General features: G+C 38.9%; 26 protein-coding genes. 19 read left to right on the top strand and 7 right to left on the bottom strand.

The window, feature by feature from the left end:
* Positions 1–136: 136 nt before the first annotated feature.
* Entirely contained in the window at positions 137–706 is a 570-nt protein-coding gene (locus tag BUB85_RS21980; RefSeq protein WP_081017131.1) for an SseB family protein, read from the top strand.
* Positions 690–1358 (top strand): SIMPL domain-containing protein, encoded by a 669-nt coding sequence (locus tag BUB85_RS06160; protein ID WP_026648895.1) that lies wholly within the window; start codon positions 690–692, stop codon positions 1356–1358. The genes BUB85_RS21980 and BUB85_RS06160 overlap by 17 nt, the downstream gene beginning before the upstream one ends.
* Before the next feature lie 66 nt (positions 1359–1424).
* On the opposite strand, the gene BUB85_RS06155 is transcribed toward BUB85_RS06160, so the two are convergent.
* Both BUB85_RS06155 and BUB85_RS06150 read right to left on the bottom strand, forming a co-directional pair.
* Entirely contained in the window at positions 1425–2783 is a 1359-nt protein-coding gene (locus BUB85_RS06155) for a relaxase/mobilization nuclease domain-containing protein (protein WP_073106977.1), read from the bottom strand.
* On the bottom strand, positions 2750–3073 hold the full coding sequence (locus BUB85_RS06150; RefSeq protein WP_026650133.1) for a MobC family plasmid mobilization relaxosome protein: 324 nt from the start codon (positions 3071–3073) through the stop codon (positions 2750–2752). The genes BUB85_RS06155 and BUB85_RS06150 overlap by 34 nt, the downstream gene beginning before the upstream one ends.
* 282 nt (positions 3074–3355) lie before the next feature.
* On the opposite strand from BUB85_RS06150, the gene BUB85_RS20960 reads away from it, so the two are divergent.
* Positions 3356–4111 carry an 8-oxo-dGTP diphosphatase gene (locus BUB85_RS20960; protein WP_049946956.1) on the top strand — a complete coding sequence of 252 codons (756 nt, stop codon included), beginning with the start codon at positions 3356–3358 and terminating at the stop codon, positions 4109–4111.
* A 72-nt stretch (positions 4112–4183) separates the two neighbouring features.
* On the opposite strand, the gene BUB85_RS06135 is transcribed toward BUB85_RS20960, so the two are convergent.
* The 3 genes from BUB85_RS06135 to BUB85_RS06125 all read right to left on the bottom strand — a co-directional run bounded on the left by BUB85_RS06135 (position 4184) and on the right by BUB85_RS06125 (position 5595).
* Entirely contained in the window at positions 4184–4477 is a 294-nt protein-coding gene (locus tag BUB85_RS06135) for a hypothetical protein (protein ID WP_026650130.1), read from the bottom strand.
* Positions 4478–4510: 33 nt separating this feature from the next.
* Positions 4511–5065, bottom strand: coding sequence for an ImmA/IrrE family metallo-endopeptidase (locus tag BUB85_RS06130; RefSeq protein WP_026650129.1), 555 nt, complete (start codon positions 5063–5065; stop codon positions 4511–4513).
* 77 nt (positions 5066–5142) lie between these two features.
* Entirely contained in the window at positions 5143–5595 is a 453-nt protein-coding gene (locus BUB85_RS06125) for a helix-turn-helix domain-containing protein (RefSeq protein WP_026650128.1), read from the bottom strand.
* A 194-nt stretch (positions 5596–5789) separates the two neighbouring features.
* Between BUB85_RS06125 and dinB the strand changes: the two genes are divergently transcribed.
* The 7 genes from dinB (at position 5790) to BUB85_RS06090 (ending at position 11444) form a co-directional block, all read left to right on the top strand.
* Complete coding sequence (gene dinB, locus BUB85_RS06120; protein ID WP_073106973.1) at positions 5790–7034, top strand: DNA polymerase IV; 1245 nt, start codon at positions 5790–5792, stop codon at positions 7032–7034.
* Between the two features lie 20 nt (positions 7035–7054).
* Positions 7055–7294, top strand: a complete 240-nt coding sequence (locus BUB85_RS06115) for a hypothetical protein (RefSeq protein ID WP_026650126.1) — start codon at positions 7055–7057, stop codon at positions 7292–7294.
* Between the two features lie 275 nt (positions 7295–7569).
* Positions 7570–8115 (top strand): hypothetical protein, encoded by a 546-nt coding sequence (locus BUB85_RS06110; RefSeq protein WP_026650125.1) that lies wholly within the window; start codon positions 7570–7572, stop codon positions 8113–8115.
* 331 nt (positions 8116–8446) lie between these two features.
* Positions 8447–9007, top strand: a complete 561-nt coding sequence (locus tag BUB85_RS06105; protein ID WP_026650124.1) for a sigma factor-like helix-turn-helix DNA-binding protein — start codon at positions 8447–8449, stop codon at positions 9005–9007.
* A gap of 105 nt (positions 9008–9112) precedes the next feature.
* Positions 9113–9418, top strand: a complete 306-nt coding sequence (trxA, locus tag BUB85_RS06100; RefSeq protein ID WP_028086464.1) for a thioredoxin — start codon at positions 9113–9115, stop codon at positions 9416–9418.
* A 12-nt stretch (positions 9419–9430) separates the two neighbouring features.
* A complete protein-coding gene (locus tag BUB85_RS06095) occupies positions 9431–9751 on the top strand; it encodes a rhodanese-like domain-containing protein (protein ID WP_028086465.1) in 321 nt (106 codons plus the stop codon).
* 1 nt (position 9752) lies between these two features.
* A complete protein-coding gene (locus BUB85_RS06090; RefSeq protein ID WP_073106970.1) occupies positions 9753–11444 on the top strand; it encodes an FAD-dependent oxidoreductase in 1692 nt (563 codons plus the stop codon).
* Between the two features lie 118 nt (positions 11445–11562).
* On the opposite strand, the gene BUB85_RS06085 is transcribed toward BUB85_RS06090, so the two are convergent.
* The gene (locus BUB85_RS06085) at positions 11563–12246 is read right to left on the bottom strand and encodes a Crp/Fnr family transcriptional regulator (RefSeq protein ID WP_044924472.1); all 684 of its coding nucleotides are present in this window, start codon (positions 12244–12246) and stop codon (positions 11563–11565) included.
* 110 nt (positions 12247–12356) lie between these two features.
* On the opposite strand from BUB85_RS06085, the gene BUB85_RS06080 reads away from it, so the two are divergent.
* From BUB85_RS06080 to BUB85_RS06045, 8 genes are all read left to right on the top strand, one after another.
* Positions 12357–13277, top strand: coding sequence for a response regulator (locus BUB85_RS06080; protein ID WP_028086467.1), 921 nt, complete (start codon positions 12357–12359; stop codon positions 13275–13277).
* 91 nt (positions 13278–13368) lie between these two features.
* Complete coding sequence (locus tag BUB85_RS06075) at positions 13369–13695, top strand: hypothetical protein (RefSeq protein WP_222891074.1); 327 nt, start codon at positions 13369–13371, stop codon at positions 13693–13695.
* Positions 13696–13814: 119 nt separating this feature from the next.
* A complete protein-coding gene (locus BUB85_RS06070; protein WP_222891075.1) occupies positions 13815–14015 on the top strand; it encodes a 4Fe-4S binding protein in 201 nt (66 codons plus the stop codon).
* Positions 14012–14596, top strand: coding sequence for a 4Fe-4S binding protein (locus BUB85_RS06065; RefSeq protein ID WP_055195153.1), 585 nt, complete (start codon positions 14012–14014; stop codon positions 14594–14596). The genes BUB85_RS06070 and BUB85_RS06065 overlap by 4 nt, the downstream gene beginning before the upstream one ends.
* 98 nt (positions 14597–14694) lie before the next feature.
* Complete coding sequence (locus BUB85_RS06060; RefSeq protein WP_073106964.1) at positions 14695–15468, top strand: NifB/NifX family molybdenum-iron cluster-binding protein; 774 nt, start codon at positions 14695–14697, stop codon at positions 15466–15468.
* A gap of 189 nt (positions 15469–15657) precedes the next feature.
* Complete coding sequence (locus tag BUB85_RS06055; protein ID WP_044924454.1) at positions 15658–16044, top strand: helix-turn-helix domain-containing protein; 387 nt, start codon at positions 15658–15660, stop codon at positions 16042–16044.
* 139 nt (positions 16045–16183) lie between these two features.
* Entirely contained in the window at positions 16184–17620 is a 1437-nt protein-coding gene (locus tag BUB85_RS06050) for an AlbA family DNA-binding domain-containing protein (RefSeq protein WP_073106959.1), read from the top strand.
* A gap of 49 nt (positions 17621–17669) precedes the next feature.
* Positions 17670–17849 carry a hypothetical protein gene (locus BUB85_RS06045; protein WP_008705291.1) on the top strand — a complete coding sequence of 60 codons (180 nt, stop codon included), beginning with the start codon at positions 17670–17672 and terminating at the stop codon, positions 17847–17849.
* Between the two features lie 313 nt (positions 17850–18162).
* On the opposite strand, the gene BUB85_RS06040 is transcribed toward BUB85_RS06045, so the two are convergent.
* Positions 18163–18720, bottom strand: coding sequence for a helix-turn-helix domain-containing protein (locus BUB85_RS06040; RefSeq protein ID WP_073106955.1), 558 nt, complete (start codon positions 18718–18720; stop codon positions 18163–18165).
* Positions 18721–18916: 196 nt separating this feature from the next.
* Between BUB85_RS06040 and BUB85_RS06035 the strand changes: the two genes are divergently transcribed.
* Positions 18917–19096 (top strand): helix-turn-helix domain-containing protein, encoded by a 180-nt coding sequence (locus BUB85_RS06035; RefSeq protein WP_073106951.1) that lies wholly within the window; start codon positions 18917–18919, stop codon positions 19094–19096.
* The last annotated feature ends 11 nt before the right edge of the window (positions 19097–19107 follow it).

Below are 19107 nucleotides of genomic sequence, written 5' to 3'. Positions count from 1 at the left end.
TGTGCAACGAAAACAAAGACACCGCCCGAAAGGAGGAAAGCCATGCAGAAGTTACAGACAGTCAACGCCGAAAGCATTTTATGGGATCCCAGCTGTGCTGATTGCAGAGTGTAAAAGCCGGATTGATAAGGGACTGATGACGGATGTTCTTGATGAATTTGATCATGTACTTGGCAGGAGCGTGGATACTTATTCAGATGAAGTGGATGAGACACAGGCAAATCAGATGATTGAGGCAGCAATCGACCAGTATTATATTCAGCAGGATAAAAATGGAATGCTGTTATTTATGGAAGTTATGGTAACAAGAATGCAGCAGGCAGGAGAAGTTATTGTTCCATATATCACGGAAAATCCTTTTATGTCGGAAGAACAGATAAGTAAAGTAAAGGCTGGTGACACGATTTCGCTTGACCATGATGTAAGACTTAAAATAGAGACTGTAAAAGATGCTGATGAAAAAGAATGGATTGGAGTATTTACATCTTCTGAAGAGATGCATAAGGGTTCTGCTGGAAATGTGCAGATGAATCAGTCTATTGAATCAATACTTCGTCTGGCACTTAATTGGGAACAGGTGAATGGAATTGTGATTAATCCGTTTGGTAAGTATATTCAGATGACAAAGAAGATGATAGAGCTTTTAATCAATGGGTATGAATATAATGAGAATGAAAGGAAGAGCAAAGATGATGAGAACAATTAAAGTTACAGGAAAAGGGAAAATAGCAGTAAAGCCGGATAAAATCCGGTTATATGTCAACAAGGAAGAACTTTGCAAAGAATATGAAGATACTCTCCGAAGGTCAACAGAAGATACAGAGCTTCTCAAGGATTTGTTTGAGAAACTTGGTTTTCAGAGAAAAGACCTTAAAACAGTATATTTTAATGTCGATACAGAATATGAAAGCTATCAGGACAGAGATAAGAGCTGGAAGCGAAGATTTAAAGGTTATAAGTATAATCACCATATGAAAATAGAGTTTGCAGCTGATAATAAAAGATTAGGGCAAGTCCTTTACGCTTTGGCTCATAGCTCATTAAGGCCAGAGTTTTCTATTGAGTATACAGTGGCAGATGTAGAAAAATGTAAAAATGAGCTGTTACATAAAGCAATCGAGGATTCCATTCAAAAGGCACAGGTGCTTACAACAGCAGCAAATGTGAAATTGGGTGAAATACAGGCAATTGATTATTCTTGGGGAGAGATAGATTTTGTAACAAAGCCATTGAATGAAATGAGATTAATGGAGTGTACGGAATGTGAAATGAGTGCACCGGGAGCATATGATATAGATATTGAGGCAGACGATATTAATGTTACTGATACGGCAACTGTAATATGGGAAATTGCATAAAGAGGAAGATATAAATAGATTAGACGAAAAGCAAGAGGCACCGTTAAAGTAGGTACCTCCTTCTTTTTAGAGAGTTAGCTCTTTTTCTGATATGGGAATTTGCATCTCCGGAGCATTAAGTAGTGCTGTGAAATTCTGTCTAATGATATTCAGTGTCTTCTGCTTTTTCTGCAATTCTTGTTTTTCCCGGACAGTAGCAGCTTGTTCAGATTCAAGATTTTCTATCCTCTTCTGGATTTTATTAGAGCTTGGGATTTTGGTAACACCGAGATCCTGAAGCTCTTTTTTTAGTGAATCGTGCAGTTGGTATTCTGCTTGATGTTTGGTTCGGTATGCTTTTGGATTTTTAGCAGATTTGCAATCTTCAATCACTTTTCGGCAGAGACGGTAAGAATCACAGTGTTTTTGAATGATTTTCTGTGTGCTCAGCTCACTGTTGATTTGCGTTATTCTTTGATCAGCCGCTTTAACAGAAGCATCAACATCAGAAACATGCTGTTGGAAATCTTCATAATTCAGCAGGTTATTTTCGGAAAGATAGTTGAAGGTGCGTGCCGCTTCTTTCAGGTTATTTAGTTTTGCCCATCGTTCAAATCCTTCTCGATTGCCGGTCGTAACATAAGTGGAGATATTGATATACAGGCGAGCTTCTCTGGACAGATGCCTTGGAGCTTTTATTTTGTTACGGTTTTTTGCCAAACGGATGCGGACATTTTCTTCTGAATAATAGCTTCCAAGAGATTTCATATAAGTGAAGTTTTTCTGTTCCGGTGCACGGAAGGACAGGTGTTTTCCCTGTCGGACTTCATATCCGGCTAACTGCATTTTTTGTAAAAATTCCTCATAGTTGATGGAAGTCCAGATTGCTTTATCAACTGCAACACGTAGCTTGGCTTTCCAGCTGGTGCCACGATGATATTCCATGTTCTCCTTATAACTTTTGCCTTTTTCTCCGGTTGGCATACTGGTGGCAAGTCCATTTTCATGGCAGATACGATTACTGATCCGGCAGATTTTATGGTAGCTCCGCTTATTGGAAACATACTTGTGATGATCAACAAAACTTGCTGCATTAAAGATGATGTGGTTATGGATATGATTTTTATCAACATGGGTGCTTATCACATATTCATATTTTCCTTTCAGTACTTCGTTTGCAAATTGTTGCCCTAAGCGATGGGCAGTTTCGGCATCAACTTCTCCAGGTTTAAATGACTGGATCAGATGAAATGCCAGGTTATCACCTTTGTCCATTCCATTCTTTTTTGCCATTTCTCTTGTCATAGAAAATTCAAGATCTGCAGTTTCCGGGGAACAGCCAAAACTGGAAACTAACAGTTTTTCTTCTGTTTTATCTGGATTCGTGATGTAGTCCAGAGCTTTCTTGTCTGTTACTTTAATTGGGAAGATCTTAAGATACGCCATAATTCTTTCACCATCTCTTTTAATTCTTGCTTTTCTTCCGGATACAGATCACCGGTGCTGTTTACTTTTTTGGCAATCTGATTAATATTCACACCGATCTTATGCATTTCCTCATACTGTTTCTTCAGTGGAGTGGTATCGGTGTTGACGATGTAACCGTCGATTGCCATTTTACGAAGATAAGCTCCCATATTTTTTGTCTTTGATTCAATCATCTTTCTACGAATAAGCTTTTTTTCTTCTGGGGAAACACAAAACAAAATCTGTATATTTCTTTTTCTCTTTGCCATAGGCAGATTCTCCTTTCTTTGGTTCTTCGAAGTAGTGACTTCTGTGTTTTTAATTTAGGGCAGGGTTCCCTAAATTGCTGGTTTTCCGGAAGTGTATATACACTTCCTGTCCTTGCTATTTACCGGTGGCACAGCCTCCGGAAGAGAGTCTTAAAAAAGAACCCTCTATAAATAAGGTACTGAGAGAAGAAAAAGAGGACATCGAAGCTCAGAAGTATGACGCAAGCATGATTCTGTGGTATAGTAAAATCTGAATGAAAAAGAAGAAAAGAGGTCAAACCGATGTCACGGAAAAACCATAAGATGATAGATGGGAGATTACTGCAAACGAATAAGAAGTATTCCCAGTTAAAAATGAAGCAGAAAGAAAAGATTGCGGAATGGATGTTTCAGGCAACCAGAGATTATTATATGAAAAAATGTACTTTTCCGAGTGACAAACATCTGGAAGAAGTGGTGGATTCTGTTTATGAAAAAATTGAAGATGCAGAAATCTGGATTCCGTATGGAGAGGTCTTCAAGCATTATAAATCCAAACGATCGGATATCAACAAACGTGTCAGAAAATCTCTGAATGAAAAAGAAGAGAGTCAGATTGAGAAGGTCTGTTTTATGAATATGTGTATGATTCAGGATCATAAAGGGAATGTACTGGCTCTGGATAAAGTAAATGATAGCTATACCGGTACAACTTTTCCAGGCGGTCACGTAGAAGCAAATGAGATTTTTCAGAAATCTATGATTCGGGAAGTCTGGGAAGAAACAGGACTTACGGTTGAAGCACCGAAGCTTGGAGGATTATATCATTGGCATAAGAGCGGAGTGCACTATGTTATTACCTTGTATAAAGCGGATAAGTTTACCGGAGAATTAAAGAGTTCTGAGGAAGGAAGAGTTTATTGGATTCCGCTGGAAGAGTTAAAAACAAAAGAACTTGCTACAGGTATGGAACACGTTTTGCGGATTCTGGAATCAGAGAAGGTGGACGAGTGCTATATGCATCTGGAAGCAGATGGATATGTGGGAGACTTGTATTAAAGAATTACATGAGAAATGGCTGCCTGCTCATTGGAGAAAAGACAGCCATTCTTTATAAGATACATCATTCATCTATTCTGTTTTTTGCGGTTCGTTTTTGGAAGTGAAATTAATATATTTGGCACGTTGTAAAATTGAAATAACTGCATCAATGCTTTCAGGATTGGAGAAGCTCATGATAAAAGGTTCTTCTTTAAATTCCATGGGTTCGAACCCAGGATTCTGATCTGGATTCTTGAGTATATGGATGGGACGTGCACTCTGATTATAAAATGCCAGTTGTGCGGAATCTGTAGTGTTACCGATGACACCAATGCCTACATCCCCTTTTCCAAAGTCTATTCTATGTTTATTTAAGTTGATCATTTTCAAAAATCTCCTTTTTCAAAAATAGCATATTTAGTAATTTTCTATTATTCCCGAAGTAGGGATATCTTTTAAAAAGTCACTGTTGGAAGTAATCGGAGAATCTACAATCTGAACGCCGCTTCGTTTCATCATTCGGAATTTGAAATCAAGAAGTTCCGGTGGAACTTTCAGTTCTGCGGCAGCCTGGAAAAAGGACATATCAGCGTTAAGCATCTCCAGGACATCTTCATCTTCCAGAAGATAATCAGCGGCAAAGCAATTCGCTTCATATTCACATTGTGACACTCCATCGAATAATTCAAAATCATGAAAACACTTGATCTGAAGGGGTTTCTGATGAAGGAGTGCGTGACCGATCTCGTGGATCAGGATAATCTGCTGTATGATTTCCGGTAGGTCGCAGTTAATGACGATGCAGGTCTTTCGACATTCCCGCATACAGAAGCCTTTGCAACAGTTTGGATCAGTTCCAAGCGGAAGCTTTTTAACAATAATATGCATAGCGGCTGCAAGGCGGTACGGATCACTTTCCTGATATTTTGCTTTTACTTTATTAACAGTGTCTCTTATACATTTTGAACTCATAAAAACACCTCGATATTTCATAAGATAGTTTGCTGCAAGTATAGAGTAGCAAAAGTGCTGTACGAAAATACGGACACCTATGAATCACTTTCCATTTCAGTGTTTTTCTTTTTCCGTCCAAATGTCTTTTTGGCTTCCATCTTACAGGAAAGATATGCTTTGGTTACAGCCTGATAGAAAGCATCTTTTGCTTCTTCGTCGAGTTCGCCACCAGCAAAAAGAGCACGGTTGGCTTCGAGAATCTCATTGATGTCCCTGGCTCCTTTTTCACCAAGCTGTCCATTGACTTCATCAATATAATCCATTTTTTCAATTCCGTAAGAAGGATCTGTGATCTCATCATGTTTCAAATAATCGTAAGAGACATTCAATGCATGAGCGAGCTTTCTCATAGTAGAGATTCGTGCGATGGTGCCGGAACTTTCATAAGCTGCGATCGCACGCTGGGATACGCCGACCAGTTCTGCAAGTTCTTTTTGTGTCAGATGATTTTGTTCTCGTTGATATTTAATCTTGTCTGAAAAATTCATAGTGGGATCCTTTCCAAGTTTTTGAAATCGTAACTTCATCAACTTTATAAAAACTATTGACAGAGTTCATTATCACGTATAAAATACAAACAAATGTTCGTGAAGTTAGTAGAAATTATAATCTATAAACTTCACAAAGTCAATATGAAGCAAAGAACTTTTATTATGATTTTTAAGACTGGTAGGTGAATGTTATGAGCAGGACAATTCTTCATTCAGATATGAATTGCTTTTACGCAAGTGTTGAGATGCTGCATCATCCAGAACTTGCCGGGAAGCCGATGGCAGTCGGTGGTGATCCGGAAGCAAGACATGGAATTGTGCTGACTGCAAACTATATTGCGAAGCGAGCCGGAGTAAAAACAGGCATGGCATTGTGGCAGGCAAGACAGGTTTGCCCAGAAATAATCTTTGTACCGCCTCGCATGGATCTTTATTTGAGGTTTTCCAGAATGGCACAGGAGATTTACAGTGAATACACAGATCAGAGAGAACCATTTGGGATTGATGAAAGCTGGCTGGATGTGACCGCCAGTACTTCTATCAAGGGAGACGGAATGAAGATTGCAAAAGAGATCAGCAGTCGGATTAAATATGAACTGGGGGTTACCGTAAGTATTGGTGTTTCCTGGAATAAGATATTTGCAAAGCTCGGTTCTGATTATAAAAAGCCGGATGCCATTACAGAGTTTTCCAAAGACAATTACAAGGATATTGCATGGAAACTTCCAGTAGGTGATTTACTCATGGTCGGAAGAAGCACTGAACGGACGATGAAGAAACTAGGTATTTGTACAATCGGAGATCTGGCAGGAGCAGAACCTTCTATATTAGAAACATATCTTGGAAAGATAGGATTGGTACTTCATACCTTTGCAAATGGATGGGATGAAACTCCAGTTTTGGTAGAAGGATATAAAGTACCGATCAAGTCTATCGGGAACAGTACAACAACGCCAAGAGATCTTGTTAGTGAATTGGACGTGAAGATTATTTTGATGGCTCTTTCAGAAAGTGTAGGAGCCAGGCTTCGTGAAAATGGTTTTCAATGCAGGACAGTAGAAATCTCGATTCGGGATAATGGATTGTATCATTTCACGAGACAGTGCAAGTTGGACAGGGCAAGTAATCTTACAGAAGAAATTGCCAGAACTGCATTTGAGTTATTCCAGAAAAACTATAATTGGGAACATCCAATTCGTAGTCTTGGTGTTCGAGGATGTGATCTGGTATCAGAAGAGATGCCGTATCAGCTTGATTTATTTATGGATGAAACGAAGAGAGAAAAAATCAAAAAGATGGACCAGGTGGTAGATGAGATCCGTGGAAGGTTTGGCTATCAGAGTATTCAGAGAGCATTTATGTATCAGGATAAGATACTGGCACAGCTGAATGCTAAGGAACATACGGTTCATCCACAGGCATATTTTCATGGATAGGAGAGAGCAGGTGTTTTGTAATGACAGCTAAAGTGTATGTAGATGTCCTGGCAGTATTCAGCCGGGAAGGAGAATTGATCCCTACAGCGTTTGTCTGGGAAGATGGACGTAAGTATGCGATTGATAAGGTTTCAAAACCGGAGCGTTGTGCCAGCCGAAAAGCTGGCGGAACCGGATATCGTTATACCTGTCAGGTGGGTGGAAAAATCTGTCATCTGACTTATGAAGAAAATTATAAATGGTTTATGGAACGTAAATAACGGCGTCCTAAAAGGGAGCCCTGAATCAGGGCCCCCTTTGGAGAGATAGATATTCGATGAGAACATCAGCAGTCGGGGATACATCCTTTCCCGTGAGAACCGATTGCTTTCAATAGATCATACAGTTGCCGATCAGCCAGAAATAGAAGCTATCCCACAGCGGATATTTCTGCGGAATCTGCATGAAGAGATGTTAGGACAGTGACAGACTGTGAATGGAACAAACAATACAATGATTGGTCTGGCTGCGGAAGCGGTCGGGAAGGAGGACAATTATGCAGAGAATACAGGATATGTTTATCAATATGGAAGAAGTGGCAGAGGATGCTTATAAGAATACGGAATTATTGCTGAGTCAGTATACTAAAGTAATGTTCCGTATTGAGAAGAACCTTGTGGATATAGATTATGAAATGTATGCAGAGGAAGGGAAGCATCTGAAGGAAATGTTATATGATCTGGTAGATTTCGATGCGACTGCAGAGAAACGCAGAATCCAGGAAAAGCTTCTGAATAATGATATGAATCTCTGTTTGCTGGAAATCATGAGAGATTCCCTGATAGCTTTGAGGGATTATCCAAAAAATGGACAGCTGTATTATCGGCTTTTGAAATATAGATATTTTGAAGCAGGAAATACCAATGAAGATGTGATGCTGATGCTGGATGATATGCCAAGCACTACTTATTATCGAAACCGTAAGAAAGCAATCCGTTTGTATGCAACAATGCTCTGGGCATTTACACGTCCGGAAAAGATACAGAATAAGATGGAGGAAATAAACTGGAAGAAAAGTGGAAGTAAAGTGGCAGTGAACTGACAGTAAACTGGCATGTGAATGGTATTACAATGAAAATACGTGCATGTTAGAATTGATATGCTGAGAGAAATAGACCTTCGCAGACGTAATGTTTGCGGAGGTTTTTCTTTTCTCAAATTTTAAGGCGTCAGGCTGTGCCCGGAAGGGCATGGCCTTTTTTTATACCCAAAAACAGGTTGCAGATTTGAAAAAGCTTCCTTTTTAACAGGTAGATGCCGGAAAGGAAGAGCATATCAAGATGCAGGGAAGAGGCAGGCATTATGCCAGATATCCATGATTTTCGATTTGTCACAAATCAAATCAACAAAAACGACAAATCGGAGAAACAATCATGGAAGAAAGAAAATACACATTTTACGACAGATATCAGAAGGTGAAATACGCTAATATTACAGCAGAAGAGCTGGAAGTTCTTAATATTTTTTATAATAAGGAACATTATATGTTTGATCAGCAGCATCAGAGAAATAATACAGTATTATTTTGTGGATTAGAATCAGAAAACGGTTGTGCGACAGACTTTATCGCAGATAGTGGACGTGACATTGCATCGGATATTACAACTGAGATCTTCTTTAAAGAACTCTTCAGCGATCTGACAGAGAAAGAAAAGAAAATCGTGAGCGATTATTTTATCATGGGAAAACAGGTTAAAGAAACAGCAGAGGAACTGGGCATCAGCACACGTCAGGTGAGTAGAGACAAGAACAGTGCTTTGGCAAAAATGTTGAAGAGGATGAAAGCAGCTGGATATGAATCATATGCTGAGGCGGCAGGTGCATTTCTGCAGGAAAGCGATTATATTCCAACACAGATGGAGACACAGAACTCGATTATGAAGAAAAGGACCGGAGAAGTGAGACTGCCATCAGATCATAAGATGAAAAAATAAATTAGTTAAAAATTAATCATGATAATAATGTGATGATATCACAGAAAACAAATGAATTTCAGATTATAATAAAGCCACAAAAGAAAAAACAAGGAGGACTGTAAAATGTCTGCTATTAATATCAATAAAAATAATTTTCAGAATGAAATAATGGATTCCGAGAAAACCGTTCTTTTAGACTTTTGGGCTCCTTGGTGTGCTCCTTGTCGTATGGTGGCTCCTATCATAGAGGAGATAGCAAGTGAACGCCCTGATATCAAAGTTGGAAAGATCAATGTGGATGAGCAGCCAGAACTGGCAAGTAAATTTGGTATTATGAGTATTCCAACTTTGGTGGTTATGAAGAATGGGAAGATTGTAACAAAAGTTTCAGGGGCAAGACCTAAGAAGGCAATCTTAGAGATGCTTTAAGGAGGTGCGTTAATGGGATTTTTTGATTTTTTAAAACAGGCGAATATTAATCAAGGGATAGAGGAATATAAAAAGACTGCTGGTGCAGTTCTGCTGGATGTTCGTACGCCGCAGGAATATCAGGAAGGGCATATACCAGAAAGTAAAAATGTGCCATTGCAACAACTTAACAATGTTGTTTCGGTAGTGAAGAATACAGAAATACCGCTGTTTGTATACTGTTATTCCGGAGCCCGAAGTCGTCAAGCAACTGGGATGTTGCAACGAATGGGATATTCTAAAGTAAATAATATTGGTGGCATTGCTGCTTATTCAGGAAAGGTGGAAAAATAAGATGAAGGTAATAATCGTAGGCGGTGTAGCCGGAGGAGCTACAGCTGCAGCAAGAATACGAAGATTGGATGAACATGCAGAAATTACTGTGTTTGAAAGATCCGGATACATATCCTATGCGAATTGTGGGCTTCCATATTATATCGGAGACGTGATCACAGACCCGGAAGAACTTACACTACAGACACCAGAGAGTTTTTTTAAACGATTCCGTATTAACATGAAAATTCATCATGAAGTTATCTCCATACATCCGGAACGAAAAACGGTTTCAGTGAAAAATTTAGAGAATGGTGAGATATTTGAAGAAAACTATGATAAGCTGATCCTCTCTCCAGGTGCAAAGCCAACACAGCCGAGACTTCCCGGAGTAGGTATGGATAAACTTTTTACACTTCGTACTGTAGAAGACACTTTTCGGATAAAGGAATATATAAATAAGAATCATCCAAAATCGGCTGTATTGGCAGGTGGCGGTTTTATTGGTCTGGAATTGGCAGAAAATTTGAGGGAGCTTGGCATGGATGTTACAATTGTCCAGCGGCCTAAGCAGCTGATGAACCCATTTGACCCGGATATGGCATCCATGATCCATAATGAAATGAGAAAGCATGGGATAAAACTGGTACTGGGCTATACAGTAGAAGGATTTAAAGAAAAGGACAATGGAGTAGAGGTTCTATTAAAAGATAATCCATCCCTTCAGGCTGATATGGTGGTGCTGGCAATCGGAGTTACACCAGACACAGCATTAGCAAAAGAAGCTGGTCTGGAACTTGGCATCAAGGGAAGTATCGTAGTGAATGACAGAATGGAAACTTCTGTACCGGATATTTATGCAGCAGGTGATGCAGTTCAGGTAAAACATTATGTTACGGGTGATGATGCGCTGATCTCTTTGGCCGGACCAGCCAACAAGCAGGGCAGGATCATCGCTGATAATATTTGTGGTGGTGACAGCCGTTACCTGGGCAGTCAGGGAAGCTCCGTTATCAAAGTATTTGATATGACAGCAGCCACTACAGGTATCAATGAAACCAATGCCAAAAAGTCAGGATTAGATGTAGATACAGTAATTCTTTCTCCTATGAGTCATGCCGGTTACTATCCTGGTGGAAAAGTGATGACCATGAAGGTGGTTTTTGAAAAAGAGACTTATCGTTTGCTTGGTGCTCAGATTATTGGATATGAAGGAGTTGATAAACGTATTGATGTGCTGGCAACAGCAATTCATGCAGGGCTGAAGGCAACCCAGCTGAAAGATCTGGATCTTGCATATGCACCGCCGTATTCCTCTGCCAAGGATCCTGTAAATATGGCAGGATTCATGATAGACAATATAGCAAAAGGTACCTTAAAACAATGGCATCTGGAAGATATGGATAAGATTTCTAAAGATAAAAGTGTTGTATTGCTGGATGTGAGAACTGTAGGTGAGTTTAACAGGGGGCATATGGATGGATTCAGAAATATTCCTGTAGATGAACTAAGGGAACGTATCAATGAAATTGAGAAGGGAAAGCCTGTTTACTTGATATGCCAAAGTGGTCTGCGCAGCTACATTGCCAGCCGTATTCTGGAAGGAAACGGTTATGAAACATACAACTTCTCCGGTGGATTCCGCTTCTATGATGCAGTGGTTAATGACCGTGCGTTGATTGAAAGGGCATATGCATGTGGTATGGATTATTAAAAAATAATCACAATAATTTTATAATTTACTTGTAGCGTAAAAAGATCCCCCATTTATTAGAATGACTTTCACAATTCTGATAAATGGAGGATTCTTTAGATGTCATAGAAAAACAGTTTTATGATCTTTGTAGTGTTTCCAGTCTTTTCGAATCAAGGATGGTGATTTTGCCGCGTGAGAGTTTGACGAGACCATCGCCCTGAAAGTATCGAAGCATTCGAGTGATCACTTCCCTGTGGGAACCAAGATGGTTTGCGATAGTTTCGTGAGTGATTTTCAGTTCATTTGTTCCTTCGATAGAGGTCTCTTCTAAAAGAAATGAAGCAACACGCTTATCCAAACTCTTCCACATGATCTGTTCAATCAGCCACATGACATCAGAAAAACGGCTAGCCATTAATTCATTGGTATAGTTTGCGACGGGAGCCGATTCCTTCATGATGTCCTTATAGATTTCAGCAGGGATGATCCAAAGATCAGTATCTTTTTCTGCTTCAATGGTTACTTCAAATTGAATGGACTGCATGATACATGAGGCGGATAAAAGACACATATCCATATCGAACAGGCGGTAAAGTGTAATTTCTCGTCCTTCATCTGAAAGTATGTAAGTTCGAAGCTGCCCGGATTTAACCAGTAATAATCCAGTACAATCCAGGTTTCCGTTGTGAATGATCGTTCCTTTTTTTACATCCCGTGTAATCAAATTGTCTGAAATTACTTTTTTCTGTGCTGTATTTAAGTCATTCCATAGTGGAAAATAATTTTCGAAGCTCATAACAGTTATCTCCTTTACGAACATAGTATACTTACTTTTTTTAGATGCGTCAATTATATAATTGACATATGCCATAAATAAAAATATACTGACTATAGTACATGACTGTTGTGAATATGAGGGAGGGATAAATAATGCAGGGAGATGTCAGTTTTACATTTTTGGACCGAATTGAAGAAGTAGAACTGAATATTGTAGATAGACGATGGCAGTCTGCACTGGCATTGGCATTGACTTTGCCAGATATTTGCGGAGGTATTGCTTTCCCGGAAATTGTTAAACATTATCGAGATGGCCGGGTTATGCTGGATCGGCAAAAGAATCCGACCCGTGATGTGGGAACCCAGTATATTCGCTGGTTTGATGAATATGCAGGGGACTACTTTAAACTATCTCAATCCGATGAAAAGCCATATATTTGCGGAGAACGCTGTTGGCAGCTTCGATGTGAATATCTTCATCAAAATAAAGGATTTTTGAATGATGAAAATAATATACGCTTTCATCTTGGACTAAACTGTGGAATGTCAGTTTGTCAGTTGGAAAGTATGAACATACAGGAGAACGGAAACGATATTCGTATAGACATAGAACAGTTTTGTCTGAGGATGTGCAAGGCAGCAAAGAGTTATTATGATAAAGTTCATTTGGAAAAAGACTTTAGTCTCTATAATACACCAGTTTTGGATTTTATTCAGGTAACACAAAAAAAGAAAGCTGCTTCTATTATTGCACTGGTCTGTGGCAGTGAACGTTATGCAAAAGGATTAAAAGAAACATTGCAATTTATTTCAGATCAGATCATGCTGTTTTACACACCGGAAAGTGCTAAAACAAGATTAGGCAGACATAAGCCGGATCTTTGGATTGTTACCGAAGATATGACGAGCCAACCGAATCAGCCATGGCGTGCGGACAGGACAACACCTGTAATTTTAATCACAGGCAATCCTGATGCTGTTGAAATTAAAAAGAATTCAGGAAAACTAACTGTTCTTTCTATGCCATTATCAATAGTTGATTTGCGGAAAACCGTCGAAATATATGTGTCGTGAGGAGAAGTTTATGCTGTACATAATACTATTATTTGTATTTGTAGTTGTAGTTGTATATTTGATGATGCTTATGCGGAGACAGAAAGAAAAGATGAGCGAAATTAAAATACAAATAGATCAACTGCAAGCACAACATGATCGATTGCAGAAAGAAAGGGATCAGTTACAAGAACGGATGAATCATCTGGAAGAGCAACGAGAACACTTGCAAATGCAAACAGACCAGGCATTTCGGAGTGCTGATGAAATCGAGAAAATTTACGATGAGATATGGAATCATGCTAATACCATTCACCTTTACTCTTCGTTAGCTGAAGAAGAAAGCAAATCTATAACAATGAAAGAAAAACAAAAAGAAATTATTCGAACAACTGAGGAAATTCTAAACATCATATATAAATATAAAGGTAATGTATAATAAAAATATGTCATTGTAATGATTAGCGTTCAAGGTAAATTCTTATGTAATAATATCACAGAAGGATTTACCTTTTTCAGGTACAATAGAGATACAAAATTTGAAAGGGGAACAAAGCATTGGCAAAAAGAATGGCAAGTGTCGATAAAAAAAGATGTGTTGCCTGCGGAGTATGTGAAAATACTTGTCCGCTGGCAGCTGTCAAAGTTTACCATGGATGTTATGCTGTGGTAGAAGAAACAGTGTGTGTAGGATGTGGAAAATGTGCAAAGTCCTGTCCGGCAGGTTGTATTGAAATGAAAGAGAGGACAGCGATGTGAAGAAAAAGAAACATTGGTATGATTATTTATGGATATGGGCGATCCTTTATTTTGCTCTCGGTTTTTTTAATATTTTGTTTGCTTGGTTTGGGATGATTGATTTCCTGTTGCCGTTAGGAATAGCGATATTCGGTGAAAATAAATTTTTCTGTAATCATTTGTGTGGACGTGGCCAGCTTTTTAGTAAGCTCGGTGGGGATTTAAAATGCTCAAGAAATAAACCAACCCCGCGATGGATGAGTTCAAAATGGTTCCGATACGGCTTTTTGATATTTTTCCTTACAATGTTTGGGAATATGGTATTTCAGACATATTTAGTTGGTGCCGGATCATCATCCTTGCGTGAAGCCATCAAATTATTCTGGACCTTCCGTGTTCCGTGGGGATGGACATACACTGCCGGAACAGTAGCTGATTGGGTGGCACAGTTTAGTTTTGGATTTTATAGTTTGATGCTTACATCTTTGTTGTTAGGGTTGATCGTAATGGTGTTATATAAGCCACGAACCTGGTGTACATTTTGTCCAATGGGAACAATGACGCAGGGTATCTGTAAATTAAAAAATAATGAAAAGAAGTAATACTATAAGGTGATTCATAAAAGGCATATGTCAAAAACATTATTGACATATGCCTTTTATAGGGCTATTATATAGGAAAAGCGAGAAAGGAGCAGTTTATGCCGAGACCAGTAAAATGCAGAAAAGTCTGTCATTTCCCCAATGTTTTAGAATTTCTTCCGGCAGATGATACTGAGAAAAAAACACCCATTGTTCTAACGGTAGATGAGTACGAGACAATCCGTCTTTTGGACAAGAAAGGTTACAGTCAGGAGCAGTGTGCAGCATCTATGCAAGTCGCAAGAACAACGGTCCAGCGAATTTACGAGATCGCCAGGAAAAAGATCGCAGATGCACTTATCGACGGGCATCCACTCAAAATTGAGGGCGGAGATTTCAGAATCTGTGACGGTCAGAGCGGCAACTGCAGCTTTGGAGGATGTTACAAACAGGAAATTTACAAAAAATATGCAGCAGAAAAAGGAGAAGGTATCATGAGAATAGCAGTAACATATGAAAATGGACAGATTTTCCAGCACTTTGGACACACAGAGACATTTAAGATTTACGATGTAGAGGAAGGAAAAGTAGTACATTCAGAAGTAGTAGATACGAATGGAAGTGGACATGGCGCATTGGCAGGAGTTCTTAATGCATTGAATGCAGACGTTTTGATTTGTGGCGGAATTGGAGGCGGCGCACAGACAGCGTTAGCGGCAGCAGGCATCAAGCTTTTCGGAGGAGTTTCCGGAGATGCGGATGAAGCAGTAGAAGCTTTTATCAATGAAACACTTGAGTATAATCCGGATGTGAAATGTTCTCATCACGAGCACAACCACGGGGAAGGACATACATGTGGCGAGCATGGATGTGGAAGCCACAGTTGTCATTAAGAAGTGAGATTGCCATCGGATCATAAGATGAAAAAATAAAAGGTATTGATCTATAAAGAGGGAAGGGAACCCGCATCATCAAATTTGCTTGTGATGTCGGGTTCTCTTTTTATTTGCATAATGATATACTTTTATTGTGGTTAGAAAAATAAAGCATGTACAAAACTCATAGGAGAAAGATGTATACTTATGACAACATTTGGTGATAAAATTAGGAAGTTGCGAAAAGAGAAAAAAATGACTCAACAAAAGCTGGGTGATATGGTGGGCGTTTCTCATAGAACAATTCGATCTTGGGAAGTTGAAGGACGATATCCGAAGCAGAGTAGTTTATATCAAAAACTGGCAGATGCATTTCAGTGTCAGGTTTCTTATCTTATGAATGATAATGAAACCGTGTGCTTGGGTAATGATGAGCCAAGTGAATATGCTGGTGCTAAACAGGCAAGGCAGATTCTTGAACAGGTAGCTGCTTTATTTGCCAGTGGAACTATGACCAATGAGGACAAAACTATTTTCATGGATGAGATGACGAGACTTTATCTGGCATCAAAAAAGAACAGAAGAAAATGGTAAGAAGAAATGAACTGTTTTGTTTTCTTGCTTGATAGAAAAGAAGAATAGAACGTATAATAGTGTTAATGATCCAGAGAAGATTGCTCTGGAAATAGAATTATTCGTACCAGTGGTGCGAGTATAGAGTAGGAGTGAAAGAATGGTAGAAGATACTATGTTTTCCGGGGAATCGAAAAATATTGAGTACAAGGTATCCTTACCTGATAAAAGTGAAAAGTACATGAAGACAATCGTAGCTTTTGCCAATACACAAGGTGGCAAGCTGATTGTTGGAGTAGATGATAAAACACACCAGATTGTTGGTGTGGAAAATGATGTGTTGTTTCAGCTGATGGATGGAATTGCCAATGCAGTTTCTGATTCCTGTGTGCCACAGATCATTCCTGATATTGAGCCACAGACAGTAGACGGGAAAACGGTCATTGTTGTATCAGTAGAAGCTGGAAAGAACAGACCGTATTATCTAAAATCAAAGGGAAAAGATAATGGCACTTATATCCGTGTAGCAGGTACATCAAGACAGGCATTTCCGGAGAAGATAAAAGAACTGGAAATGGAAGGGGCCAGAATCTCATGGGATGAGCTTACTTGTGTGGGTTATCCTGTTTCAGAGGAAGCAACAGAGAAACTTTGTCAGGATATTGAAAAGTTCCGGAAGAAAGCAGGAATGTCAGAACATTCTGTAAAGAAAGAGCAGCTGATAAACTGGAAAATTTTGAAGCAGAGCGAGGGACAGCTTCTGGCAACGAATGCCTATGCGTTGCTGACATCAGATTATTTTTCATTCTCCAAAACACAATGTGCGGTATTCAAGGGAACAGATCGTGCAATGTTTCTGGATAAGAGAGAATTTACAGGACCAATCTATACACAAATCGAAGAAGCAGTAGATTTTGTATTGAGAAATATTCGGCTTGGAGCAACAATTGACGGATTGGTGCGAAAAGAGAAATATGAGTTACCACCGGAAGCAATCAGGGAAATGATTATTAATGCCCATTGTCACCGTAACCTATTAGATGAATCCTGTATTCAGGTCGCAGTTTATGATGACAGATTGGAGGTGACATCTCCGGGTGGATTATATAACGGATTAACTTATGAGGAAGTCATGAATGGTCATTCGAAGATCAGGAATAAAGGCATTGCCAATATATTCAGTCAGATGGGACTTGTAGAGGCATGGGGAAGCGGAATAAAAAGAATCCTTAATGCTGCAGAAGAGTATGGACTTCCAAAGCCGAGATTTCAGGAATTTGATAATATGTTTCGGGTAGAGTTGTTCCGAGTCAATCCAATAACTGACCAAGCTAACCAAGCTACTAACCAAGCTAACCAAGATTTAGAGAGATTAGACCAAGTGGAAGATGAAAATGTACTGAGTGAGAAAGAAATAGAAATTCTGAATCTTGTACGTATGCAACCTTCAATCACGCAGAAAGAAATGGCTAATGCGTTAGATTGGAATCTTGCTAGTGTGAAGTATTATATAACCAAATTGAAGGAAAAGAATTATCTGAAGAGGCAGGGAAGTAGCCAAAAAGGGAAATGGGTGATATTAACAAAACGAGATTGACACTTGTATCAATTCGTGTTAAACTATGAAATGTAAGGAGGAGAGAAAGATGCCTAGAAAACCATCATTAGACGGCAAAGATTCTAGTCTGAGAATTAGGATGTCACCAGAGCAAAAAGAAAAGCTAGTATCTTATGCAGAGAGACATTATCAGACTATGAGTAATGTAATATTCCAGGCGTTGGACATTCTTTACGCAAGAGAAGAACAACAAAATAATAAAGAGTAAAATGGAGTTATTTTGGAGTTTATTTCTTCATAAGCGGTGCGAAAAACACAAAAACAGAACGCACGTTCGAAATATAAACCTCTAATAACAGCCTTTGCGTGTCATGAAACGCAGTCCGCAAAGGAGTTTGAGTGATTTAGACACTTCAAAGAACCAAGTGTTTATACGACTTCCAAACAAATATGTTTAAGTCGTGGCAACAATTTGGCAACATTTGGCTCTCATTCAAAGAATAATTTTATCTTAATATAGCATAAGAAAAACCTTACTGATTTTCAGATTAAACTGAATATCGGTAAGGTTATTTTTATGCTTATTTCTTTTTCTTTCTAGCGTCTTTTTTTTCTTGCTTTTCAATTTTCTTCATTTCATCCATAAGCATATCACTAAGACCTTGAGGAATGACTTTAGCCCAATGCTGTGTAGTATCAAGTTCTGGGTACTTATACCGCCATTCATCATATTCTTCTTGTGTGATTTCCCCATTTTTCAGTTTATCAGCCTGTATCTGCCATGCATGAAGCATATCGTACATAGAGGAAAAAGTTGAACCGTTGTTCCGGTCAATACGCAGACAAAGTTCGCCATTGATCGTGCCGACTTTCAGACCATACATATCCTCTATGGCAAATAGAGTGTGCATAAGCCCGATATAGCTATCTATATCAGGAACGCTGAGTGCGTGAGTGCTGACATCAAAGATGTTTGCCATTTCTTTTACTAAGTCGTGTTTGGGTGTTCTGGCTTCGGATTCATACTGTGCCATACGCACGTCAGAGGTCTTTCCAAGAAAACCGAGTATTTCGCCTAACTGTTTTTGTGTCATTCCTTTTCTATTACGAAAAAAGCGGATGCGTTGACCGATTGCCATAATTATTCTCCTTTACATGTTAAACATATTTGCTATGGCTAGTATAACACAGGAGAAAATAGATAGCAATTAGAACTTAAACAAAAAAAGTTAATTATTTTCTTGCAAACCTCTTGACTTAACTTAAAATGTTTAGTATGATACCAACACAAAGACTTAAACAAATAAGTTTAAGAATAATAAAGGAGGAAACAAGATGGAAAACAAAACATTTATGACAGTACAGGAAGTAGCTGATGAATTGGGCGTTTCAAAGTCCTATGCCTATAAGGTGGTAAAACAGCTTAATACCGAGATGCAGAAGTTAGGGTATCTAACTGTAAATGGCAGGGTAAACACCCAGTATTTTCAGAAGAAACTATGTTACAGCGAATAAGAAGGGAGTGA

It is taken from the genome of Hespellia stercorisuis DSM 15480, assembly GCF_900142165.1.
Classification (GTDB): domain Bacteria; phylum Bacillota; class Clostridia; order Lachnospirales; family Lachnospiraceae; genus Hespellia; species Hespellia stercorisuis.
The sequence above is the reverse complement of the archived record's forward strand: the minus strand, read 5'-3'. Positions and strand labels throughout refer to the sequence as shown.

Excerpts from the sequence above, each read along its gene's own strand:
- BUB85_RS20960 (WP_049946956.1), top strand. The coding sequence starts at position 3,356 with ATGTCACGGAAAAACCATAAGATGATAGATGGGAGATTACTGCAAACG.
- BUB85_RS06075 (WP_222891074.1), top strand. The coding sequence starts at position 13,369 with ATGAGCGAAATTAAAATACAAATAGATCAACTGCAAGCACAACATGAT.
- BUB85_RS06135 (WP_026650130.1), bottom strand. The coding sequence starts at position 4,477 with ATGATCAACTTAAATAAACATAGAATAGACTTTGGAAAAGGGGATGTA.
- BUB85_RS06080 (WP_028086467.1), top strand. The coding sequence starts at position 12,357 with ATGCAGGGAGATGTCAGTTTTACATTTTTGGACCGAATTGAAGAAGTA.
- BUB85_RS06150 (WP_026650133.1), bottom strand. The coding sequence starts at position 3,073 with ATGGCAAAGAGAAAAAGAAATATACAGATTTTGTTTTGTGTTTCCCCA.
- BUB85_RS06055 (WP_044924454.1), top strand. The coding sequence starts at position 15,658 with ATGACAACATTTGGTGATAAAATTAGGAAGTTGCGAAAAGAGAAAAAA.
- BUB85_RS06110 (WP_026650125.1), top strand. The coding sequence starts at position 7,570 with ATGCAGAGAATACAGGATATGTTTATCAATATGGAAGAAGTGGCAGAG.
- BUB85_RS06160 (WP_026648895.1), top strand. The coding sequence starts at position 690 with ATGATGAGAACAATTAAAGTTACAGGAAAAGGGAAAATAGCAGTAAAG.
- BUB85_RS06035 (WP_073106951.1), top strand. The coding sequence starts at position 18,917 with ATGGAAAACAAAACATTTATGACAGTACAGGAAGTAGCTGATGAATTG.
- BUB85_RS06125 (WP_026650128.1), bottom strand. The coding sequence starts at position 5,595 with ATGAATTTTTCAGACAAGATTAAATATCAACGAGAACAAAATCATCTG.
- BUB85_RS21980 (WP_081017131.1), top strand. The coding sequence starts at position 137 with ATGACGGATGTTCTTGATGAATTTGATCATGTACTTGGCAGGAGCGTG.
- BUB85_RS06045 (WP_008705291.1), top strand. The coding sequence starts at position 17,670 with ATGCCTAGAAAACCATCATTAGACGGCAAAGATTCTAGTCTGAGAATT.
- BUB85_RS06040 (WP_073106955.1), bottom strand. The coding sequence starts at position 18,720 with ATGGCAATCGGTCAACGCATCCGCTTTTTTCGTAATAGAAAAGGAATG.
- BUB85_RS06105 (WP_026650124.1), top strand. The coding sequence starts at position 8,447 with ATGGAAGAAAGAAAATACACATTTTACGACAGATATCAGAAGGTGAAA.
- BUB85_RS06090 (WP_073106970.1), top strand. The coding sequence starts at position 9,753 with ATGAAGGTAATAATCGTAGGCGGTGTAGCCGGAGGAGCTACAGCTGCA.
- BUB85_RS06130 (WP_026650129.1), bottom strand. The coding sequence starts at position 5,065 with ATGAGTTCAAAATGTATAAGAGACACTGTTAATAAAGTAAAAGCAAAA.
- dinB (WP_073106973.1), top strand. The coding sequence starts at position 5,790 with ATGAGCAGGACAATTCTTCATTCAGATATGAATTGCTTTTACGCAAGT.
- BUB85_RS06060 (WP_073106964.1), top strand. The coding sequence starts at position 14,695 with ATGCCGAGACCAGTAAAATGCAGAAAAGTCTGTCATTTCCCCAATGTT.
- BUB85_RS06115 (WP_026650126.1), top strand. The coding sequence starts at position 7,055 with ATGACAGCTAAAGTGTATGTAGATGTCCTGGCAGTATTCAGCCGGGAA.
- BUB85_RS06095 (WP_028086465.1), top strand. The coding sequence starts at position 9,431 with ATGGGATTTTTTGATTTTTTAAAACAGGCGAATATTAATCAAGGGATA.
- trxA (WP_028086464.1), top strand. The coding sequence starts at position 9,113 with ATGTCTGCTATTAATATCAATAAAAATAATTTTCAGAATGAAATAATG.
- BUB85_RS06155 (WP_073106977.1), bottom strand. The coding sequence starts at position 2,783 with ATGGCGTATCTTAAGATCTTCCCAATTAAAGTAACAGACAAGAAAGCT.
- BUB85_RS06050 (WP_073106959.1), top strand. The coding sequence starts at position 16,184 with ATGGTAGAAGATACTATGTTTTCCGGGGAATCGAAAAATATTGAGTAC.
- BUB85_RS06085 (WP_044924472.1), bottom strand. The coding sequence starts at position 12,246 with ATGTTCGTAAAGGAGATAACTGTTATGAGCTTCGAAAATTATTTTCCA.